The following is a 20,877-nucleotide window of genomic DNA, read 5'->3' as shown; positions in this document are numbered from 1 at the left end:
TCCCGCCGCACGGCCCTCACCGCTCCGGCCCGCCCAGCCCCGGCGCGCCCCAGACCGGGAACCACCGCTCCATGTCCGGCTCCATCGCGAGGTCACCGGCGAGCAGGCCCCTGACCTGGAGCTCCAGGGCGTTGTCGCGGGCCTCGGCGCGATCGGTCCGCGGCGCGAAGGGGTAGAAGGTGCCGCGTTTGTAGAGGTACACCAGCGCGAGCTCGCGCGCCCGCGGCCCGTCCGACGGCGCGCGGAACGCGGTCAGCGAGCAGAGCAGATTGGGGCCGAAGCCGGCCTCCTCAACGAGCGCGTTGACCGCGTGCAGGTCGTTGACCAGCGTGATCAGGTCCTCGGCGGGACGCCGTACGGTGAGCCAGGTGTAGCCGTACGCGTCCGAGGTGTACGTCACGGGGTACGCCCCCGGTCCCGCGCCGTCGCCCGCATCCCGATCGGGTTTCGCCGCCACCACCTCGACGTCGAGGAGATCCCGCACGTCTCCCTTCAGGCGCGCGAAGGCACCGCCCTCCACCGCGGCGAAGCACACCGACCCGGCGCCGGCCGGGACGAAGCCCGTGCCCGCCTGAAGGGTCAGCGCCGCCGCCGGCAGCCCGAAGAGACGGTCCAGATCCGGCCGGACCGGCCGGCTGCGCCCCAGGATGCTGTCGAGAAGCCCCACCGCCCTCACGCCCCACCGAGCTGCGCCGAGATCCGCGTGAGCTGCTCGATCCGCTGCTCCAGGGTGGGGTGGGTGGAGAGCAGCCGGCTCAGGCTCTCCTGGGAGGAGAACGCGGGCGCGAACCAGAAGGCGTTGTACGGCTCCGCCTTCCGCAGGTCCCTCGTCGGGATCCGGGCCATCTCCCCGCTCACCTTCGTCAGCGCGGAGGCGAGCGCCGACGGGCGGCCCGTGAGGAGCGCCGCGGCACGGTCGGCGGCCAGCTCGCGGTAGCGGGACAGGACCCGGGTCAGCAGGAAACTGACGACGTAGACGGCCGCGCTGACCACGGGGACGAGGATCACGGCGGCGCCCAGGGTGCTGTCCCGGCTGCGGCCGAGCCCGCTGTAGAGCGCGACCCGCGTCATCATTCCCGCGAGGACGCCGAGGAACGACGCGATGGTCATGACCGCGACGTCCCGGTGCGCCACGTGCGACATCTCGTGCGCCAGGACCCCCTCCAGCTCCTCCGGCTCGAGGCGCCGCAGCAGACCGGTCGTGACGCACACCAGCGCGGTCCTCTCGCCGCGGCCCGTGGCGAACGCGTTCGGCACGTCGCTCTCGGCGATCGCCACCTTCGGCTTCGGCATGTCCGCCAGCGCGCAGATCCGGTCCACGGTGCCGTGCAGCTCGGGCGCCTGCTCGCGCGTCACCTCGCGGGCCCCCATGCCCAGCGCGGCGATCCGGTCGCTGAACCAGAACTGCCCGACGAACAGCGCGCCCGTGATCAGCAGGATGATCGGCCAGGACCCGCGCAGCAGCACCAGCAGGACGCCGACGAAGACCACGTACAGCAGACCGATCAGGAACATCGTCGTCGCCATGCGCGTCGCGAGCCCCCGGTCGGGGGCGTAGCGCGAGCGGGACGAGGACCGGGTTCTGGGCATCCACGCACCCTCTTCCACGAGCGGGCGGGACCGGCCGAACCCCGGACGGGGCACACCTTCCGCCCCTCCTGCCAGTGTGCTCCCCCGCGACATCAGGATGCGCCCGGCCTCGCCACGGCGGCATCACGGGCGAGTATTGCTCACCCTTCGTGACGGACTGGTGACGCTGCGATCACGGTGGCCCGGCACACTGGCCACCAGCCGATCGCGAGAGGAGGGACTGGACGTGCCCGTCAGCCCCACGTTCCCAGGTGTGTACATCGACGAGGTCAAGAGCGCGGTACGGACGATCACCGGCGTGCCGACCTCGGTGGCCGCGTTCGTCGGATCGGCGGTGCGCGGCCCCACGGACCGTCCGGTGCACATCACCAGCTTCGCCGACTTCCAGCGGATCTTCGGCGGCGTGGTCGCGGGCAGCCCGCTCGGCTACGCCGTCCACCAGTTCTACGCCAACGGCGGCAGCGAGGCCGAGATCGTCCGGCTCGTGCACTCGACCGACACCGACAAGTCCAAGAACGCGACGGCCGCCCTCGTCAACCTGCCCGCGGGGACCGCCACCGTGCCGCTCGTCGCGCGCGGGGAGGGCGCCTGGGGCGGGGGACTGCGGGTCCGGGTCGACCACGACACCAGCGAGACGGTGGCTTCCGGCGCCTCGCCCACCCTGTACAACCTCACCGTGTTCGACAAGGGCACGGGCGCTACCGAGCGCTACCTCAACGTCAGTTCGCGGCCCGCGGACGCCACCGCCCTGGACAAGGTCCTCGCCTCCTCGGCCCTGGTCACCGTCCCGAAGGCCAACCCGGTGCTCAATGTCGTTCCCGACGCCCACAAGGCCATCACTCCCACTGACCCGAGCCAGGACCCGTTCGACGACGCGAAGACCGACCGCTACACGCAGGCGACCCCCGGCACGGACGGCACCGCCCCGGAACTGGCCGACTACCAGGGCGGCAGCAACGGGCAGGACACCAAGACCGGCCTGTACCAGCTACTCAAGACCGACATCTTCAACCTGCTCTGCCTGCCCGAAGCGCCGAGCGCGGTCCTGAGCCCCGCGGCGAAACTCTGCCTGGACCGCCGGGCCCTGCTCATCGTGGACCCTCCCTCGACGTGGAGCGACATCAACTCCGCCGTCAGCGGCATGGCGCAGCCGCCGCTGACCGGGGACGAGGCGAAGAACGCCGCGGTCTACTTCCCCGACCTCGTCATCCCCGACCCGGCGCAGAACGGACTGCCCAAGCGGGTCCCGCCGTGCGGCACGGTCGCGGGCGTCATGGCCCGTACCGATGTCCAGCGCGGGGTGTGGAAGGCACCCGCCGGCACCGACGCCTCGCTCGGCGGGGTGACGGCGCCGGCCATCCCGATGACCGACCTGGAGAACGGGCGGCTGAACCAGCTCGGGGTGAACTGCCTGCGGTCGTTCCCCGTCGTGGGCCCCGTGGTGTGGGGCGCGCGGACCCTGCGCGGCGCCGACCGTCTCGCCGACCAGTGGAAGTACCTGCCGGTGCGGCGACTGGCCCTGTTCATCGAGGAGAGCCTGTTCCGCGGTACGCAGTGGGTGGTGTTCGAGCCGAACGACGAGCCGTTGTGGGCGTCGATCCGGCTCAATGTCGGCGCGTTCATGAACACCCTGTTCCGGCAGGGGGCCTTCCAGGGAGCGACCCCGCGCGAGGCGTACGTGGTCAAGTGCGACCGCGAGAACAACCCGCAGAACGACGTCGACCGCGGGATCGTCAACATCGTCGTCGGCTTCGCGCCGCTCAAACCGGCCGAGTTCGTGATCATCCACATCGAGCAGCTCGCCGGGCAGCTGCAGGTCTGAGGAGAGCGAGACGATGGCAACCACCGCGCGGGTCGACCCGCTGAAGAACTTCCGCTTCCGGGTGCGCTACAGCGACAGCACCGAGCCCTTCCTCGGCGTGCACAAGGTCACCGGGATGAAACGGACCGCCGAGGTGATCAAGCACCGCAGCGGCGGGGATCCCGCCTCCAGCACCAAACTGCCCGGCCGGGTCGAGTACGACCCCATCGTCCTCGAACGCGGCGTCACGGTGAACGGCCACGACTTCGAGAAGTGGGCCAACAAGGCGTGGAGCTTCACCAATTCCGCCCGCGGCCGGGAGACCTCCCTGAAGGACTTCCGCCGGGACCTCATCATCGACGTGTACGACGAGACCGGTCAGAAGGTGCTCTCGTACCACGTCTTCAACTGCTGGGTCTCGGAGTACCAGCCGCTGTCCGATCTCGACGCGAACGCGAACGCCGTGCTCGTCCAGCACATCCGGCTGGAGAACGAGGGCTGGATCCGGGACGTGGACCTGCCCCCGGCGGCCGAGGTCTCGTTCGACGACCCGGCGGTGTGACAGATGCGGGCGCTCACGCAGGACCGGCTCCTGCACGAATGGGAGGCGGGTGCCGGCCAGGGACCCGTCGTCCGCGCCGTGGCGCTCGCCGCGGCGGCGGGCGGGCACACCTTCGCGGAGGCCAGTGACCTGCCGCTGGGGACGCGGGACGCGCTGCTGGTCGACGTGCGCGCCGCCTGCTTCCCCGGCGACCTGGAATGCCTGGCGCGCTGCCCCGGCTGCGGGGAGGAACTGGACGTGTCCGTGCCCCTGTCGGACCTGCGCCTGCCCGTCCCCGAGCGGTACGAGGCGACGCTGGTGACCGAGGGCGGGACGCGCGTGCGCTACCGGGCCCTGACGAGCCGGGACGTGCTGGCCGTCGCACCGCAGGCCCCGGACGCCCGGCGCCGGCTGGTTGGCCGGTGCGTCCTGGACGTGGACGGCGCACCGGCCGCGGGAGAACCGGCCGACGAGGTCGTCGAAGCGGTCGCGGCCGCCCTGACCGAGGCGGACCCGCGGGCGGACGTCCGGCTGGCTCTGACGTGCGCCCTGTGCGGTCACGCCTGGGCGGCCCCGTTCGACGTGCCCGCCCACGTCTGGGCGGAGGTCGACGCCTGCGCCCGCGGCCTGCTGGCCCAGGTACACGCCCTGGCGCGGGCCTACGGCTGGTCCGAGCGGGACATCCTGGCCCTCAGCTCTGCCCGGCGCCGCTTCTACCTGGAGGCGATCGGCGCATGAGCGATCTCGTCGACCGCCTCCTCGGCGTACCCGACCCGGCAGCCGTCCGCCCCCGGCCGCCCTCCTTCTTCGACCCGCCCCCGGTTCCGGCCACCGCCCTCCAGTGGGACGAGAGCCTCGGTGAGGGTCCGGACGGCGACGGCCACGGACCCGCGGGGGACCCGATGGCGCCACGGCACGGGACGCCACCGGCGCGCACGGCGCCGGAACACGCTCCGGTCCTGCCCGCAGGCCCTTCGGGTGGCGCCGGGCGCGGGCCGGGCGGCCCGGGCCCGCGGAGCATCGGACGGCCCGCCGGACCGGCGGTCCGTCAGCCCTCCTCGACGGAAGGGACCTCCCCGATCCCGTACCCCGGAGCCGGCACCGGTGCGCGAGGAACCGGCCGCGCGGCCGCGAGCCCTGCACATGGCGAGGCCGCCTCCGAGGGCAGGCGGTCCCTTCGCCGCGCGGCGGCGCCGCCCCCGGCCGGGTCCGCCCTCGCCGCGCAGCCACGGACTCCGGACGCGGGCAGCCCCCGATCCACCCTCCCGTCGTCCCCCGCCGGACGCGGTACGGGGCGCCGCACCGCCGGGCCCGCGGCGCCGGGCGCCGCCTCCCCGCCCGAGGAGACCACCGTCCACATCACCATCGGACGCCTGGAGATCCGCTCCGGTCCGGCCCGCCCGGCCCCCGCGGCCGCCCCGGCCCGCCGCCCCGCCCGCGAACCGGCCGTCCCGCTCGAGGAGTACCTGAGCCGTCGCTCGGGCGGTGGCCGATGAGCGACGCCCGGGCCGTCGAGGCCGTCACCGAGACGCTGCGCGCCCTCGTCAACGACGCGGTCAAGAGCGTCCCGCCGCACGCGACCGCGGTGACCATGCCACCGGACAAGGCCGCCGCCTCCCAGCAGACACAGGTCAACCTGTTCCTCTACCAGACGGGCATCGCCCCGAACCTGCGCAACGAACCGTACGCCGGGCTCACCCCCGGCGAGAGCGGCGAGCCCCCGCTGCCGCTCGTCCTGCGCTACCTGCTCACCCCCTACGTCCACGACGGGGACGACGTCGTCGCGCACCGGCTGCTCGGCCTCGCCCTCCAGAAGCTCCACTCGGTACCCGCACTGACCCGCGACGAACTGAACCAGACGGCCGCCTACAGCAACGTCTCGCGCCAGATCGACTGCCTGCGCATCACCTGGCACTCCGTCGAGGAGAAGGACATCTACTCGCTGTGGAGCGTCTTCCAGACGCCCTACCGGCTGAGCGCCGCCTTCGAGGTCCGGGCCGTTCTGATCGACTCCACCCGCCCGGCCCGCACCCCGGTCCCGGTGCTCAACCGCGGTGAGGACGGCCGCGGCCCGCGGGCCGCCGCCGACATCCGGGACACGACGCCCCGGATCGACGCGGTGCGCCACCCGGCCGGCCAGCCCGCGGCCCGGGTCGGTGACCGGGTCGAGCTGCACGGCGTCCATCTGTCGGCCGTGAGCGAGGTGCGCCTGACCCACCTCATGACGGGCAAGATCGTCGACGTACCGCTGACCACCACCCCGCCACGGCACGACCTGATCGCCCTGACCCTTCCCGGCGGCGTCTCGGCCGGGGTCTGCGCGGTGACACCGATGGCCGGCGCACCACCCGTCGAACTCCCGGTCCCGCCCGCGTACCTGGCCGTCGCCCCGAAGATCACGAGCGCCATGCCGCTCACCGTCGCACGCGACGGCCACGGAGACGCCGACGTCAGGCTCGACGTCGATCCCCCACTCGTCGAAGGCCAGCAGGTGCTGCTCCTGCTCGGCGGCGAGAGCCACCGCGCCCGCAGCGCCGTCGGTGGCGCTGCCGAGTTCACGGTGCGCGAGGCCCCTCCGGGTGACCATCTCGTACGCCTGCGCGTCGACGGCGTCGACAGCCTCCTGGTCGCCGACCGCACGGCGGCGCGGCCCGTGTACGACCCCACGCAGCTGCTGACGGTGACCTGATGCCCGAGACCGAACGGCCCGCACACGGGCTGCAGACCGCCGTTCGCGGCGAGGAATGGGAGCGGCGGAACGCCGAGTTCCTCTCCGCCTCCCTGGACTGGCTGCGCATCCTGCTGCACCGGTACGCGGAGGACCGGACGGGACCGCGGGACGAGGCCGGGCCCGAGGGACCGACGGAGCCGGAGCGCCGCCCCGCCGACCGGGCCGGCGAACCGCCGCCCTCGGCCGAGCCGCGGACGTCCCTGCCCTGGGGCAGGCGGCGCCAGACTCCGCACGCCCCGTCCGCACAGGCGCCCGGCAGCGGCCCTGACGCCGGCGCCGGGACGGCCCCCGACGCCCAGGTCACCACGGGCTCCCAGGTCACCACGGGCTCCCACGTCACCACGGGCCCCCACGTCACCACGGGCCCCCACATCCCCACGGGCTCCCACATCCCCATGGGCCCCCGCGCCGACGACGAGCTTGCCGCCGCGGCGGCCAGGGTCGCGGCGGCCGAAGCCGCCGTGCCCGCCCCGGCGCTCGTCGTGCTCGCGCAGAGACTGGGCCTGAGCCGGTTCGAGCGCGACGTGCTCCTTATGTGCCTGGCCGAGGAGATCGCACCGGCCATGGGCGGGCTGTTCGCCGCCGCCCACGGCAGCCGGGCACTGGCCCACCCCACCCTCGGGCTCGCCCTCGCCGTGCTGCCCGACCCGTCCTGGGAGGCCGCGTCGGCCCACGGCGCCCTGCGTTTCTGGCGGCTCGTGGAGATCAGCCGGCCGGCCGGAGCGGCGCTGGTGACGAGCCCCGTACGAGCCGACGAACGGATCGTCGACTACGTCAGGGGCCTCGACTACCTCGACGAGCGTCTCTCCGTGCTCGTCACCCGGCTGCCGGCGGCGCCGTCAGCCCTGCCCGCCTCCCAGCAGACCGCCGTCACCCGGTGCGCGAACGCCTGGGAACGCTCCCCGGCCGCCCCGCCCGTGGTGCGGTTGACCGGAAGCCGGCCGGGCAGCAAGCACGTGGTCGCGGCCCGTGCCGCGGCCGAGTTCGGGCTGACCTTGTACCGGCTGCCGGCACCGGCGCTGCCCTCGCACCCCGACGACCTCGACCGACTCGTCCGGCTGTGGGACCGGGAGGCGGCCCTGCTCCCGCTGGCGCTCTACCTCGACGCGGACGACGACACCCACGACGCACCCGTCGTCGACGACACGACCGCCGCCTCGCTCGTCGGCCGCTTCCTCTCCCGGAGCAGGATCCCGGCGTTCCTCGGCTCCCGGGACGCGCATCCCCGGCTCGCCCGCCCGGCGGTCGACGTCGAGGTCAACCCGCCCACCTTCCACGAGCGGGCCGCCGCCTGGCGCGAGGCCCTCGGAGCCGACGCCGACGCGGTGCACATCGGCCTCCTGGCCGGGCAGTTCGCCATGGACGTCGCCGCGATCGACGAAGTCGCCCGGTCGAGCGAGCCGGGCCGCGTCTGGGGCGCCTGCGTGGCCCGCGGCCGCTCCCGACTCGACGGCCTCGCCCAGCGGCTGCGGCCCGACGTCGGCTGGGACGACATCGTCCTGCCCGAGCAGACGCACACGCTGCTGCGCCAGATCGCCGCCCAGGTGTCCCGGCAGGAGACGGTCTACGAGACCTGGGGCTTCGCCGGGCGGCTCACCCGCGGCCTCGGGGTGACCGCGCTGTTCGCCGGGCCGAGCGGCACCGGCAAGACCATGGCCGCCGAGGTCCTCGCCCACGAACTGGGCCTGGACCTGTACCGCGCGGACCTGTCGGGTGTGATGAGCAAGTACATCGGCGAGACGGAGAAGAACCTGCGCCGCCTCTTCGACGCCGCCGAGGCCGGGGGAGCCCTGCTGTTCCTGGACGAGGCCGACGCACTGCTCGCCAAGCGGAGCGAGGTCAAGGACGCGCACGACCGGTACGCCAACGTGCAGACCGACTACCTGCTGCAGCGGATGGAGTCCTACCGGGGACTGGCCGTGATGGCCACCAACCTGCGCACGGCGCTCGACACGGCGTTCGTCCGCCGCATCCGGTTCGTCGTCGACTTCCCCTTCCCCGACGCCGCGCACCGCCGCGAACTGTGGCGACGGGCCTTCCCCGAGCACGCGCCCGGCCGGGCCGCCCTCGACTACGACCGCCTCGCGCGCCTCGACGTGAGCGGCGCCATGACCCGCAACATCGCCGTCAACGCGGCGTTCCTCGCCGCGTCCGGCGGGACCCCGATCACCATGCCGCACGTGCTCCAGGCCGCCCGGGAGGAGTTCCGCAAGCTCCAGCACCCCGTGCGGGAACGGGACTTCGTCTGGCCGCATCCGCAGAACCCGCTCAAGGAGGCGCTGTCATGAGGGTCGAGGTCCATGTCGAGCGGTTCGTCGTCGACGCGACGGACGGCGACGCCCGCGCACTGGCCGGAGCCGGCGAGCAGACCTTCCGCGCGGCGCTCACCGCCGAACTGGCGGAACTGCTCGGACCGTCCGCGTGCCTCAGCTCGTACGAGCTCGCCCGGGCGGCCGTCGTGCTCGCACCGCGCGAGGCCCCGTCGAGCGCCGACTCCTACGGGCGCGCGGTCGCCCGGTCCCTGCACGCCGCTGTCGTCGGCGGGCGACGGCGGACGGGCGGAGAGCGCGTATGACCGGCTTCCCCGGGGCGGCCCGCGCCGTGCGCGGCGGATTCGTCCTCCTCGACGCCGCGACCGCCCGGCCGCTGCGGACCGTTCCCTTCCAGTTCAATCCCGACTCGCTGACCAGGACGGTCCAGCCGCAGGGCATCGGGCCCGAACCGGGGGACCGGCTCGAGGCGCTGCGTCTGAAGGGCCCCCCGCACGAGACGTACAAGTTCGAGGCCGAATTCGACGCGGCCGACCAGCTGGAGGACCCCGACGGCCACCCCGTCGAAGCCACGAGCGGTCTGCTGCCCGTCCTGTCGGCCCTCGAGAGCGGCTTCTACCCGAGCGTCGGACAGCTCCTCGAAGAGGAGCGGATGGCCGCCTTCGGCATGATCGAGGTGGCACCGGTGGAGGCACCGCTCACCGTGCTCGTCCTCGGCAGCAGTCGCGTCCTGCCCGTCCGGATCACCGAGTTCACCGTGACGGAAGAGGCCTTCGACACCTCACTCCATCCCATCCGGGCCAAGGTGTCCGTCGGCGCCCGCGTCCTGACCACCGACGACCTCGGCTTCCGGCACAAGGGCGGCCTGCTCTACCTCCAGCACCACCTGAGCCGGGAGGCCTTCGCCGACCGGATCACGCGCACCCCCTCCGACCTCGGCCTGCCGAGCCTGTGAAGGAGCGGACATGTTCGCCGCCACCAGCCGCTACGCGCACGTCCCCACCGCCGTTCTCCAACTGCCCGACGGCCGCCCGGTCACCTATGTGCGAAGGCGCTTCCCGCCCGACCCGGACACCCTGACGACGCTGTCCGTCCACACGGTCGCGCCCGGCGAGCGGCTCGACCACATCGCCGCCCGGGAGCTCGGCGACCCCGCCCAGGCCTGGCGGATCGCCGACGCCCACCGCGTCCTCGACCCCCGGACCCTGACCCGGCCGCCGGGCCGCCGACTGCGGATCACCCTGCCGGCCGGCCTGCCCCAGGGAGGGAGCGCCCTGGACACGGGCAGTGGTCTCGGTGGCTAGCAGCCTGCGCCTGATGCTCCTGATGGGCCCGCTGATCGCCGTACCGGTGCCCGCCCCCCTCACCGACGCCCTGCAGTCGGTGAAGGTCACCACCTCGGCGCAGCAGACGAGCGGGTTCCAGCTGACCTTCGCCGTCAGCGGCCGGTCCCTCATCCAGCAGGCGCTGCTTCCTGCGGGCTTCTTCGATCCCGGGATCAGGGTGGTGGTCGTCGCCGTCGTCGACGGCTTCCCGTCCGTCCTGATGGACGGCGTCATCACACAACAGGACATGGCGCCGAGCGCCGACCCCGGCGCCGCCACCCTGACTGTCACCGGCGAGGACCTGTCGGTCCTCATGGACATGCGGCACGAGCGGGAGTGCTACCCCGGCCTGCCGCAGAACCTGCGCGCCCTGACCATCTGTGCCAAGTACGCGATGTACGGCATCGTCCCGGTCGCCGTCCCGCCCGTGATGACCGACCTGCCGGACCCCGTCCGGCACATCCCGATCCAGTCCTCCACCGACCTCGCCTACCTCAGGAAGATGGCCTCCGAGGTGGGTTACGTCTTCTTCATCGAGCCGGGCCCGCTGCCGGGGGCCGGCATCGCCTACTGGGGGCCGCAGGTGCGGGCCGGACTCGTCCAGCCGGCGCTGACCGTGGGAGCCGGGGCGGCCTCGACGGTGGAGTCGCTGTCCTTCACGTACGACGGGCTCTCGCGCACCCAGTACACGGTCGGGCTCACCGAACCCACCAGCAAGATCCAGATCGATCTGCCCCTGCCCGACATCAGCCTGCTGCATCCGCCGCTCGCGGCACGCCCCGCCGTCACCCTCAAGCAGGAGCCGCTGCCCGACGTCAGCGACCGCTCGGTGCCCGAGGCCCTGCTCCTCGGACTGAGCCGGACCTCGGCCGCCGCCGACGCCGTCCGCGGCAGCGGAAAGCTCGACGTCCTGCGCTACGGGCACGTGCTGCGCGCCCGCCACCTCGTGGGCGTGCGCGGCGCGGGCCTGGCCTACGACGGCCTCTACTACGTCTCCAGCGTCACGCACGACATCAGACGCGGCGAGTACAAGCAGAGCTTCTCCCTCACCCGCGACGGCCTCGTCCCTCAAACCCCGGTGGTGATCCCGTGACGACGGATGCGAACAAGTACCACGGCCTGTACAAGGGCGTGGTCGTGTCGAACGTCGACCAGCTGCGCGCGGGACGGCTCCTCGTCCGCGTCTCGGACGTGCTCGGCAACGATCCGTGCATCTGGGCGAGTCCGGCGACCCCGCTGGCCGGACTCGCCAGCGGCATGTACGTCGTCCCCCTCCCCAACTCCGGCGTCTGGGTGCAGTTCGTCGACGGGGACATCAACCGGGCGGTGTGGACCGGCTTCTGGCGCGGCGGGGCGGGTGAACTGCCGCTCGCGGCGCAGGCGGCGCCCGACGGCACACCGCAGGTGGTCATCGGCACACCGGCCCAGACGTGTCTGCTGCTGTCCGACGCCCCCGGTCAGACCGGAGGCATCCTGCTCCAGCTCAAAGGCCCGGCGGGCCCGTTCATCCGGATCTACGAGGGCGGCGTCGAGATCGGCGCGTCGGCCGCCGGACCGACGATCAAGGTGACGCCGGGCGGGATCGACCTCGGCAACGGCGCGCTCACCGTCCTGCCGGGGTGAGCGCGATGCCAGGTCACCTCGTCACCACCGCCACCACGATCACCTGCGGGCACGCCGGCAAGGTGCAGGACACGCCCGCGCAGACCCGGGTCCTCGTCCAGGGTGCCCCGCTCGCCACCGTCCTGGACCAGCTGCTGGTCACCGGCTGCCCGGGCGTGAGCGGGTCGCCGCCGTGCACGAAGGTCGTCTGGTCGGGGGTCGCGGCACGCCTGCTCGCGAGCGGCCAGGGCGTGCTCGTCCAGACGCTTCCGCCGGCCGGACCGGTGCCCGGGGACGGACAGTGCGTCGGGCCCCCGCCGACCCTGCCGCTCGTGTACGCGGTCCAGCTCCGGGCGACGGCGGTGTGAGCGGCATGGACGTCGACTTCCCGTTCCACATCGCCCGCACCGGCCGTACGGCCTCGACCGGGTACGACGACCACGTGCGCGACATGGTCGAGCAGGTCCTCTTCACCAGGCCGGGGGAGCGGGTCAACCGGCCGGACTTCGGCTGCGGACTGCTCGACCTCGTCTTCGAACCCACCGGTCCCGAGTTCGCCGCGGCGCTGCGGGTGACCGTGCAGGCGGCGTTGCAGCGCTGGCTCGGCGACGTCATCGCCGTCCGGTCGGTGGAGGTCTTCGCCGAGGACTCGGTGCTGCGGTTCGAGATCGGCTACACGGTCCTGGCCACCGGCCAGGCCCGCACGGACACGTTCGAGGGCGGAGGCGTCCGATGAGCGCACAGGCGGGCGCGGCACGGCCCTTCGCGTCACGGGCCCGCAGGGCGCGGGCCGAGGGGCGCAACGGGATCGAGGCCGTGACGGTCGACCCGGGTCGGCGCAGGATCACCCTGACGCTGTTCGGGCCCGCACCCCAGGGCCTGCTCCCGGCGAACTTCAGGATCACCGGCGGAGTCGTCGCCCGCGACCTGCGGGTGGTGGCCGCCGTCACCGACCCCGACGCCGACCCGGACCGCCCCGGGCGGATCGTCCTCGACGTGGACCGCCCCGGGGACATCTCCCGGTACCTCCTGGAGCTGGTGCGCACCGACGCGCTCGGCAGGCCCGGCACGGAACCCCTCGACGGGTTCGACCCGTTCTTCGCCCGCGCCGAGTTCGGCTTCGGCCAGGACTGCCCGGCCCTGGCGGACTGCGCCGCCGAGCCCTGCCCGCCGCCCGCGTACCCCGAGCCGGTCGTCGACTACCTCGCCAAGGACTACGAGAGCCTGCGGCGCGCCCTGCTGGAACGGCTCAGCCTCACCCTGCCGCGGTGGGGGGAGCGGCACGCGGCGGACCTCATGGTCGCCCTGGTCGAGCTCCTGGCCTACGCGGGCGACGAGCTGAGCTACCGACAGGACGCGGTCGCCGCGGAGGCCTATCTCGACACCGCCCGGCTGCGCACCTCGGTGCGCCGTCACACCCGGCTGGTGGACTACCCGATGCACGACGGCTGCGCCGCCCGCGCGTTCGTCTGCCTGAACGCCCCCGCCCGGATCACCCTGGCCGCCGGCACGTTCCGTTTCAGGGCCGGGCCGGAGATCTTCGAGCCCGTCACCGACCGGGACGTCACCGTCCATCCGGCCCACGGGCGGATCCCCCTGTGGGCCTGGGGCGAACCGGAGTTCTGTCTGCCCGCCGGGGCGACCTCGGCGGCCCTGCGGGACGGGAAGGGCTCCCGAGGTCTCGCCCTGGCGCCGGGTGACGTCCTGGTCCTCGAAGAGGCCGTCGGCGCGCAGACCGGACTGGAGGCCGATGCCGACCGCACCCACCGCCAGGCCGTCCGGCTCGTCGAGGTCAGGGAATCGGCCGACTCCCTCTACGGCCAGCGTCTGCTGGAGGTGACCTGGGCCGCGGAGGACGCCCTCCGGTTCCCGCTGCGCGTGACGGCCGTCGGCGGCAAGGACTGCCGGCAGCTGCAGGTCGGGGTGGCCCGCGGCAACGCCGTGCTCGTCGAGCACGGAGCCGCCCGCACCTGGTGCGGCCGGGAACCGGAGCGCTTCACCTGGCCGGCCCCGCCCCCCGGCGAACCCGGGTGCCCCTGCCCGCCCGGCTTCGGCTGCGCGCACACCGGCGGCCCGGCCCTGCTGCCCGCGTATCCGCCGCTGCCGGTCGGCTGCTCACCGGCCGTACCGGGCGAACCGAGCGCCGGCAGCGTCACCTTCAGCGCCCCGTTCCCGTCACCGGCCGACGTCGCGCGCGGCCAGGCCGCCCGTCTCGACGGCGTCGCGGACCGGGCCCGCGAGCGCCTGCTCGGTCTGCTGCGGGCCGCCGAGAGCGGCACCCCGCCCGACGCGGCGGCCACCGCCTGGCTGACCACCGTCTTCGGCGCCCGGACGCTCGGCCGCCTGCCCCTGGGCACGGACCCGGCCGGCGCGCTGCGCACGCTCTCGGCCCGCTTCGACGAACTCCTGGCGCGCAAACGGGACCGGCTGCGCGAACTCGCCGCCCGGGCGCGGGCCGGATACGTCCTGCGGCGCGACGACGAGGGCTGGGAGACCGGCCAGAGCTGGGGCGAGGACGAGGGGCACGCGCTCGACCCCGCCCGGACCGTCTTCCACGGACCCGCCGCGCGGGCCCTGACACCCGATCCGCGGGAAGCCCTCCCCGCCGTGCGGGTGACCGCCGCGGACGGGGGCGACCCCTGGCTGCCCCGGCGCGACCTGCTCGACAGCGGACCCGCCGACCGCGACATGGTCGGCGAGGCCGACGACGACGGCGTCCTCCATCTGCGCTTCGGCGACGGCACGGCCGGCGCCCCGCCCGCTCCCGGCACCGCCCTCGAACTGCGCTACCGCCTCGGCAACGGCACGGCAGGGAACGTGGCGGCGGAGGCCATCGACGCGATCGAACTCTGCCGGACCACGGGTGTCACCGTCGAGGCGCGCAACCCCCTGCCGGCCACCGGCGGCACCGACCCCGAGCCGGTCGCCCAGGTCCGCGCGCGAGCGCCGCACGAGGCGGCACGCCGGCTCCTGCGCGCCGTCGCCGCCCAGGACTACGCGACCCTGGCCGCCGAGGCGCCCGGAGTGCAGCGGGCCGGAGCCCGGCTGCGCTGGACGGGCGCCTGGTACGAGGCACAGGTGTCCGTCGACGCGCTCGGCACGCCGACCGCCCCCGCCGCGCTGCTCGACGCGGTCCGTGAGCGGCTCCACCGCGCCCGCCGGATCGGCCACGACCTCGTCGTCGGCCCCGCGCGGACCGTGCCGCTGCGGCTGGCCCTGTGCGTGGTGGCCGAACCGTACGCCGTGGCCGGCCATGTGCGGACGGCGGTGGCCCGGGTCCTCGGCACCGGGACGCTGCCCGACGGGACGCGCGGGCTCTTCCATCCCGACGAGCTGACCTTCGGCACCGCCGTGCGCGTGAGCCGGATCGTCGCCGCGGTCGCGGCCGTGCCCGGCGTCCGGTCCGTGAAGGTCACCGCCCTGGAGCGGCTCTTCGAGCCGTCCGGGCAGCCGCTGCGCGACGGGGTCCTGACCCTGGGCCCGCACGAGGTGCCCCGGCTGGACGGCGATCCGGCCAGGCCCGAGCACGGCGTTCTGGAACTGGAGATCGGAGGGGGCCGATGAACAGCCACGGCGGACCCGGCGACGTCGTCGGCAGCGCGAGCGACTGCGGATGCCAGGGGTGCGGACCGCACTCCGGGCCGCCCACCCCGGCGGACGTGTACAACCCGCCGGGCCTGTCCGCCCTCCGCTACCGGACCGGAACGCACGGGCAGTTCATGGCCTCGATGCGGGAACGGATCGCGAGCAGGCCCGCGCTCGCGGAGCTGCGCACCCGCGAGCAGGACGATCCCGCGATCGCGCTGCTCGACTGCTGGGCGGTCGTCGCCGACATCCTCACCTTCTACACCGAGCGCCACGCCCAGGAGGGCTTCGTGCCCACGGCCGGGGAGCAGGAGTCGCTGGTCCTGCTCGGCCGCCTCGTCGGCTACCGGCCCCGCCCCGCGCTGGGCGCCGGCGGCAGGCTCGCCTACACCCTCGACCCGGGGACCCGGGCCACCGTGCCGGCCGGCACGCAGGCCAGGAGCGTGCCCTCCCAGGGGCAGTTGCCGCAGACCTTCGAGACCGCCGAGGACCTCGACGCGGACGCGGGGTGGAACACCCTGGCGGTCCGCCTCACCGCGCCCCCGCCGCTCTCCCCGCACGCCTCCCTCGGCGGCGGCCCCGAACCGGTCACCCTCACCGGCGCCGCGCTCAACCTGAAGGCCGGCGACAGGATCCTCGTCCTGTTCGCCGCCGGGCAGCCACCCCAGGTGCGGACGGTCGCCGACGCCACTCCCGACTTCACGCTCGGACGCACCACGGTGACCTTCGTCCAGGACACCACGGTCGATCTGCCCGCCCGGGCCCACTCCGCCCTGAGCTCCGCGGAGCACGCCGCCCCGCGCCGGGCCGCCGCCGAGCCGCTCCGCGCGGCCCTGGAGGAGGCGCGCGACCTCCTGACGCCCGAGACCGAGCCCGACGAACTCTACGAGGCCCTGGCCGAGGCCGCCCGCCTGGTCGCGGAGGGCATCGCCTTCCTCCCGGAGGTACGGGGCGGCGCGCTCGCCCGCTGGGCCGACAAGGAGGTCGCCCGGGCGGTACGGGCCGTACGCGCGGCGCTCGTCGCCGTGGCCGCCGACCGGCGCCGAAGCCTGCCCGACATCGAGTACCTGCGCGCACTCGCCCGCAACCTGGTCTGCCCCGCCTCGCACGAGGACCGGGGCGGGGGAGGCGAGGAGTGCGACCGGGCGACGGCGCTCGTCGCCACCGCCGCCGTCCTGCCGGCCCTGCGGCGTACACCCGCCCGCCTCCCGGCCTCCGGCCGAGAAGCCGGCACGCCCCTCGGGGTGTTGTGGGACCCGCGGTCCGACGCCGTCCCGGGCCTGCTCGCCGCCGCCGACCCCCGGCTCGCGGGAAGCGTCCACCGGGCCTGGGCGACCCAGCGGATCGCCGAACCGCAGCCGACGTCCGGCATCCAGGTCCTGAGGATCAAGGCCCGCCCGCTCGCCGGGCCCCGCACCGGGGACGGCTCGGAGCCCGAGGACATCTACGTGGAGGGCGCGCTCGACGGCGTGCTGCCGGGCATGCACGTCGTCACCGAGCAGGCCGGTGACGAGGACGTGCCGCAGGTGTTCGTGGTGAAGGTGGTGAGGACGGCCCAGGTGCAGCTGTCCGTGCCGACCCCGGAGGGCGCCCCGCCGATCACCGTCCCGGTCACCCGGATCACCGTCGACGACGACTGGTACGAAGCCCAGGACGGCAGGGTGCCGTACGAGAGCATCACCGTACGGACCGGCGGCGAACCCCTCGTCCTCGCGGAGCAGCCGATCACCGAGGACGTCGGCGGCAGCCGGATCGAACTCGCCCAGGTCTACACCGGCTTGCGCCCGGGCCGGCGTCTGATCGTCTCCGGGGAGCGCACCGACATCCCCGGGACGACCGGAGTCACCGCCGCCGAACCCGCGATGCTCGCGGCGGTCCGGCAGAGCCTCGGCGCCGACGAGCCCGGCGAGTCGGTCCGCACGACCCTCCTCCTCACGGCCCCGCTCGCCTACACGTACCGGCGCGACACCGTGGTCATCCACGGCAACGTCGTCCCCGCCACACAAGGGGAGACACGGACGGAGGTGCTCGGCAGCGGCGACGCCGCCCGCGCCCGGCAGTCCTTCCCGCTGCGCCAGGTGTCCGCCGCCGCCCCGCTCACCCACCTGCCCGCCGCCACCGCCGACGGCGCCGAACCCGCCCTGACCGTACGCGTGGACCAGGTCCGGTGGCACCCCGCCGACGACCTGTCGCTCCTCGGCCCCCAGGACCACGGCTACCGGTCGACCCAACGCCCCGGAGCGGCATCGGTCGCCTTCGGGGACGGGATCCACGGATCACGGCTCCCGACGGGCCTGGAGAACGTCACCGCCACGTACCGCACCGGCGCGGGAACCGGCGGCAACCTGCCGGCCGGCCGGATCACCCAGCTCGCCGGCCGGCCCCCCGGCGTCAACGCGGTCACCAACCCGCTGCCCTCCACGGGCGGCACGGACGGCGACGGACCCGAGGACATCCGCGCGGGCATTCCGCTGCGCTGCCACGCCCTGGACCGGCTGGTGTCCGTGCGGGACCACGCCGATTTCGCCCGGGCCCGCCCGGGCATCGGCCGGGCCACGGCCGCCCGCCTCTTCGACGGGCGACGCGAGGTCGTGCACCTCACCGTCGCCGGCGTCGACGACGCCCCGATCGACGCCTCGGACCCCCTCCTCAGTGGCCTGACCGCCGCCCTGGCCGCCTACGGCGACCCGCACCTGCCCGTCGCGGTCGACGTCCGCGAACGCGTCGTCCTCGTCCTGTCGGCAGGACTCAGAGTGCTGCCGGACCACACCTTCGACAGCGTCGAGACGGCCGTACGGGCGGCGCTGCTCCGCACCCTCGGCTTCGCCGCACGCGACCTCGCCCAGCCGGCCCACCTGAGCGAGGTGCTCGCCACCGCGCAGGCCGTGCCCGGCGTCGACCACATCGACGTCGACGTCTTCGCCGGCATCCCGGCGACCGGCGACCCACTGGCCCTCGTCCGTCTGCCCGCCTCGCTGCGGGAGGCGGCGCACGCCGTCGACGCGCGCCCGGCCCGGGCCCTGCGCACCTTCCACACCGTGGGCCAGGACCCCACCGGAGCCGACGACACCCTCACCTCGATCGCCCTCGAACACGGGCTGAGCGTGGCCGAACTCGTCGCCCTCAACCCCACGCTGCGCACTGTCGGACTGGCGCAGGGCCGCAGACTGACCGTCTTCTCCGGCATCCGCCCCGCCCAGCTCGCCGTGTTCGCCCCCGACCTGCCCGAGACGCTGATCCTGCGGAGGATCCCATGACCGCCGAGCCCGGGCCGACCCTGTACGAACTGCTGCCCGCCCTCCACCGGCGCCGCGACGCCGAACAGGGCGGGCCGCTCGAGGCGCTCCTCGGCGTGATCGAGGAGCAGCGCGCCCTCGTCGGCCAGGCGATCGACCAGAGCTACGCCGACCTGTTCGTCGAGACCTGCCGGCCGTGGGTGCTGCCCTACCTCGGGGCCCTGGTGGGCTACGCGCCGCTGCCCGGATACGAGGAGGTGCTCGCCCGCCGGGACGAGAGCGCGGCCCGGCTCGCCCGCGTCGTCGCGCCCCGCCGCGACGTCGCCCGCACGCTGGCCGACCGCCGCCGCAAGGGGACGCTCGCCGTCCTGGAGGACCTCGCCCGGGACGTCGCCGACTGGCCCGCCCGGGCCGTGGAGTTCCGGCAGCTGCTCGGCTTCACCCAGCCCGTACGGCTGTACGCTACGCACCCGGCGGACACCGCGGACCGGCTGCGCCGCGGGCAACTCGCCGACCTGCGGCACGGCGCGGAACTCGACCTGGTCGACGGGCCCTTCGACCGGCTCGCCCACACCGTCGACGTACGCCGGCTCGACTCGGCACACCGCCCCGGCGGCCGCCACGGAATCCCGGCCGTCGGCCTGTTCGTCTGGCGTCTCGGCGCCTACCCCGTCACCCGCGCCCCGGCGTACTGCCGTGACCGCGACCGCGCCCACTACACGTTCAGCGTCCTGGGCAACGACACACCCCTGGCGACCCGGCCGGTGCGCGAACCGGCGCCCCACCACCTCGCGGACGAGACCAACGTGCCCGGCCTGATCCGGCGCCGTGCCTTCGAGACGAACACGGCGCACTACTACGGCCCGGGCAAGAGCCTGTGCGTCTACGTCGACGACGAGCCGGTCCCGCTCACGGCGATCGTCCCGGCGGACCTGTCCCGGTGGACCTACGTGCCGCGACGCGGCCAGGTCGCCGTCGATCCGGTCCTGGGACGCATCGCCTTCCCGGCCCGCACCGCGCCCGACACCGGCGTATGGGTCAGCTACCACTACGCGTTCGCCGCGGCCATGGGCGGCGGCGAATACCCCCGTACGGAACCGGTGCCGGCGCCCGCACCCGGTGCCCCGGCCCCGGCGGAGCCCTACCGCGTCGGTCCCGGGCAGCGGTTCGAACGACTCCAGGACGCCCTCGTGGCCTGGCGCCGCGACAAGGCGGCCGACCCCTCCCGCCGCCAGGCGGTCATCGAACTCGTGGGGCCCGCGGTGCTCCAGGAGCAGATCGACATCCGCCTCGACCGCGGCGACCGGCTCACCGTACGCGCCGCGCCCGGCAGCCGCCCCGTCCTGCGCCTCCTCGACTGGTACGCCAACCGGCCCGACGCCCTGCGGATCACCGGCACCGGCAGGGGCAAGGGCCCCCTGCCGGAGATCAGGCTCTCGGGCCTGCTGGTGACCGGGCGGAGCATCCGGGTGCAGGGCGCCGTCGGGCGGGTCACGATCAGCCACTGCACCCTCGTCCCGGGGTGGTCGCTGGACGCGGAGGGCCACTGCGAGCACCCGCAGGAACCAGGCCTCGAACTCGTACGCACCCCCGCCTGCCTGGAGATCGAGCACAGCATCACCGGCACCCTCGTCGTCGTCGCCGACGAGACCCGCAGCGCACCCAACCAGATCTTCCTCTCCGACTCCGTCCTCGACGCCACCTCCGCCGCGCTGCCCGCGCTCACGGGCCCCGACGGCGAGTGCGCGTACGCCGAACTGTCGGCGCGCCGCACCACGGTCATCGGCTCGGTGCACGTCCAGTCCGTCGGCCTCGTGGAGAACTCCCTGCTCGACGGCGAGGTCGAGGTCTGCGTGCGCGGGCGCGGCTGCGTCCGCTTCTCCTATCTGGCCCCCGGCTCGCGCACCCCGGCTCCCTTCCACTGCGAGCCGGCCCACTCCGGCGCACCGGACCGCGTGGTCCCCCGCTTCACCAGCACCCGCTACGGAACCCCCGGGTACGGCCAACTCGCGCCCGGATGCGCCGAGGAGATCCGGCGCGGCGCGGACGACGGCTCCGAACTCGGCGCCTTCCACGACCTGTTCCAGCCCCAGCGCGAGGACGGGCTGCGCACGAGGCTGGCGGAGTTCACGCCGGCCGGCGCCTCGAGCGACGTCCTGTTCGTCACCTGACCCGTCCCTCCCGAAAGGCACGCAC

The 20,877-nt window shown here is 74.4% G+C and carries 18 protein-coding genes; 16 read left to right on the top strand and 2 right to left on the bottom strand.

What is annotated here, in order from left to right; translation table 11 throughout:
* Positions 1 to 16: 16 nt before the first annotated feature.
* Both pspAB and htpX read right to left on the bottom strand, forming a co-directional pair.
* Entirely contained in the window at positions 17 to 667 is a 651-nt protein-coding gene (gene pspAB / locus ACWGN5_RS22235) for a PspA-associated protein PspAB (protein WP_453517810.1), read from the bottom strand.
* A 5-nt stretch (positions 668 to 672) separates the two neighbouring features.
* Entirely contained in the window at positions 673 to 1,590 is a 918-nt protein-coding gene (gene htpX, locus ACWGN5_RS22230; RefSeq protein WP_453517808.1) for a zinc metalloprotease HtpX, read from the bottom strand.
* A gap of 226 nt (positions 1,591 to 1,816) precedes the next feature.
* On the opposite strand from htpX, the gene ACWGN5_RS22225 reads away from it, so the two are divergent.
* The 16 genes from ACWGN5_RS22225 to ACWGN5_RS22150 are packed head-to-tail and all read left to right on the top strand — an operon-like array spanning position 1,817 to position 20,852.
* Entirely contained in the window at positions 1,817 to 3,412 is a 1,596-nt protein-coding gene (locus ACWGN5_RS22225) for a phage tail sheath C-terminal domain-containing protein (protein WP_453517805.1), read from the top strand.
* A gap of 13 nt (positions 3,413 to 3,425) precedes the next feature.
* Positions 3,426 to 3,953 carry a phage tail protein gene (locus tag ACWGN5_RS22220; RefSeq protein ID WP_453517802.1) on the top strand — a complete coding sequence of 176 codons (528 nt, stop codon included), beginning with the start codon at positions 3,426 to 3,428 and terminating at the stop codon, positions 3,951 to 3,953.
* Between the two features lie 3 nt (positions 3,954 to 3,956).
* The gene (locus ACWGN5_RS22215; RefSeq protein WP_453517800.1) at positions 3,957 to 4,670 is read left to right on the top strand and encodes a T4 family baseplate hub assembly chaperone; all 714 of its coding nucleotides are present in this window, start codon (positions 3,957 to 3,959) and stop codon (positions 4,668 to 4,670) included.
* Complete coding sequence (locus ACWGN5_RS22210) at positions 4,667 to 5,428, top strand: hypothetical protein (RefSeq protein WP_453517798.1); 762 nt, start codon at positions 4,667 to 4,669, stop codon at positions 5,426 to 5,428. Before ACWGN5_RS22215 ends, ACWGN5_RS22210 begins: the two co-directional genes overlap by 4 nt.
* On the top strand, positions 5,425 to 6,621 hold the full coding sequence (locus ACWGN5_RS22205) for a DUF4255 domain-containing protein (RefSeq protein WP_453517796.1): 1,197 nt from the start codon (positions 5,425 to 5,427) through the stop codon (positions 6,619 to 6,621). Before ACWGN5_RS22210 ends, ACWGN5_RS22205 begins: the two co-directional genes overlap by 4 nt.
* Positions 6,621 to 8,951 (top strand): ATP-binding protein, encoded by a 2,331-nt coding sequence (locus ACWGN5_RS22200; protein ID WP_453517794.1) that lies wholly within the window; start codon positions 6,621 to 6,623, stop codon positions 8,949 to 8,951. The genes ACWGN5_RS22205 and ACWGN5_RS22200 overlap by 1 nt, the downstream gene beginning before the upstream one ends.
* Positions 8,948 to 9,238, top strand: coding sequence for a hypothetical protein (locus ACWGN5_RS22195; protein ID WP_453517792.1), 291 nt, complete (start codon positions 8,948 to 8,950; stop codon positions 9,236 to 9,238). The genes ACWGN5_RS22200 and ACWGN5_RS22195 overlap by 4 nt, the downstream gene beginning before the upstream one ends.
* Positions 9,235 to 9,888 carry a hypothetical protein gene (locus ACWGN5_RS22190; RefSeq protein ID WP_453517789.1) on the top strand — a complete coding sequence of 218 codons (654 nt, stop codon included), beginning with the start codon at positions 9,235 to 9,237 and terminating at the stop codon, positions 9,886 to 9,888. The genes ACWGN5_RS22195 and ACWGN5_RS22190 overlap by 4 nt, the downstream gene beginning before the upstream one ends.
* 10 nt (positions 9,889 to 9,898) lie before the next feature.
* Complete coding sequence (locus ACWGN5_RS22185) at positions 9,899 to 10,237, top strand: hypothetical protein (protein WP_453517786.1); 339 nt, start codon at positions 9,899 to 9,901, stop codon at positions 10,235 to 10,237.
* Positions 10,230 to 11,351 carry a hypothetical protein gene (locus ACWGN5_RS22180; protein WP_453517784.1) on the top strand — a complete coding sequence of 374 codons (1,122 nt, stop codon included), beginning with the start codon at positions 10,230 to 10,232 and terminating at the stop codon, positions 11,349 to 11,351. The genes ACWGN5_RS22185 and ACWGN5_RS22180 overlap by 8 nt, the downstream gene beginning before the upstream one ends.
* Positions 11,348 to 11,881, top strand: a complete 534-nt coding sequence (locus tag ACWGN5_RS22175; protein WP_453517782.1) for a phage baseplate assembly protein V — start codon at positions 11,348 to 11,350, stop codon at positions 11,879 to 11,881. Before ACWGN5_RS22180 ends, ACWGN5_RS22175 begins: the two co-directional genes overlap by 4 nt.
* Positions 11,882 to 11,886: 5 nt before the next feature.
* The gene (locus tag ACWGN5_RS22170) at positions 11,887 to 12,228 is read left to right on the top strand and encodes a hypothetical protein (RefSeq protein ID WP_453517780.1); all 342 of its coding nucleotides are present in this window, start codon (positions 11,887 to 11,889) and stop codon (positions 12,226 to 12,228) included.
* Positions 12,229 to 12,233: 5 nt separating this feature from the next.
* The gene (locus ACWGN5_RS22165) at positions 12,234 to 12,596 is read left to right on the top strand and encodes a GPW/gp25 family protein (protein WP_453517777.1); all 363 of its coding nucleotides are present in this window, start codon (positions 12,234 to 12,236) and stop codon (positions 12,594 to 12,596) included.
* Positions 12,593 to 15,424, top strand: coding sequence for a putative baseplate assembly protein (locus ACWGN5_RS22160; protein WP_453517776.1), 2,832 nt, complete (start codon positions 12,593 to 12,595; stop codon positions 15,422 to 15,424). The genes ACWGN5_RS22165 and ACWGN5_RS22160 overlap by 4 nt, the downstream gene beginning before the upstream one ends.
* Positions 15,421 to 18,702 (top strand): putative baseplate assembly protein, encoded by a 3,282-nt coding sequence (locus tag ACWGN5_RS22155; protein ID WP_453517773.1) that lies wholly within the window; start codon positions 15,421 to 15,423, stop codon positions 18,700 to 18,702. The genes ACWGN5_RS22160 and ACWGN5_RS22155 overlap by 4 nt, the downstream gene beginning before the upstream one ends.
* Positions 18,699 to 20,852, top strand: a complete 2,154-nt coding sequence (locus ACWGN5_RS22150) for a hypothetical protein (RefSeq protein ID WP_453517771.1) — start codon at positions 18,699 to 18,701, stop codon at positions 20,850 to 20,852. The genes ACWGN5_RS22155 and ACWGN5_RS22150 overlap by 4 nt, the downstream gene beginning before the upstream one ends.
* The last annotated feature ends 25 nt before the right edge of the window (positions 20,853 to 20,877 follow it).

The organism is Streptomyces sp. NPDC055815 (assembly GCF_053616475.1).
Note: the sequence above shows the minus strand (reverse complement) of the source record. Positions and strands in the feature narration are given on the sequence as shown.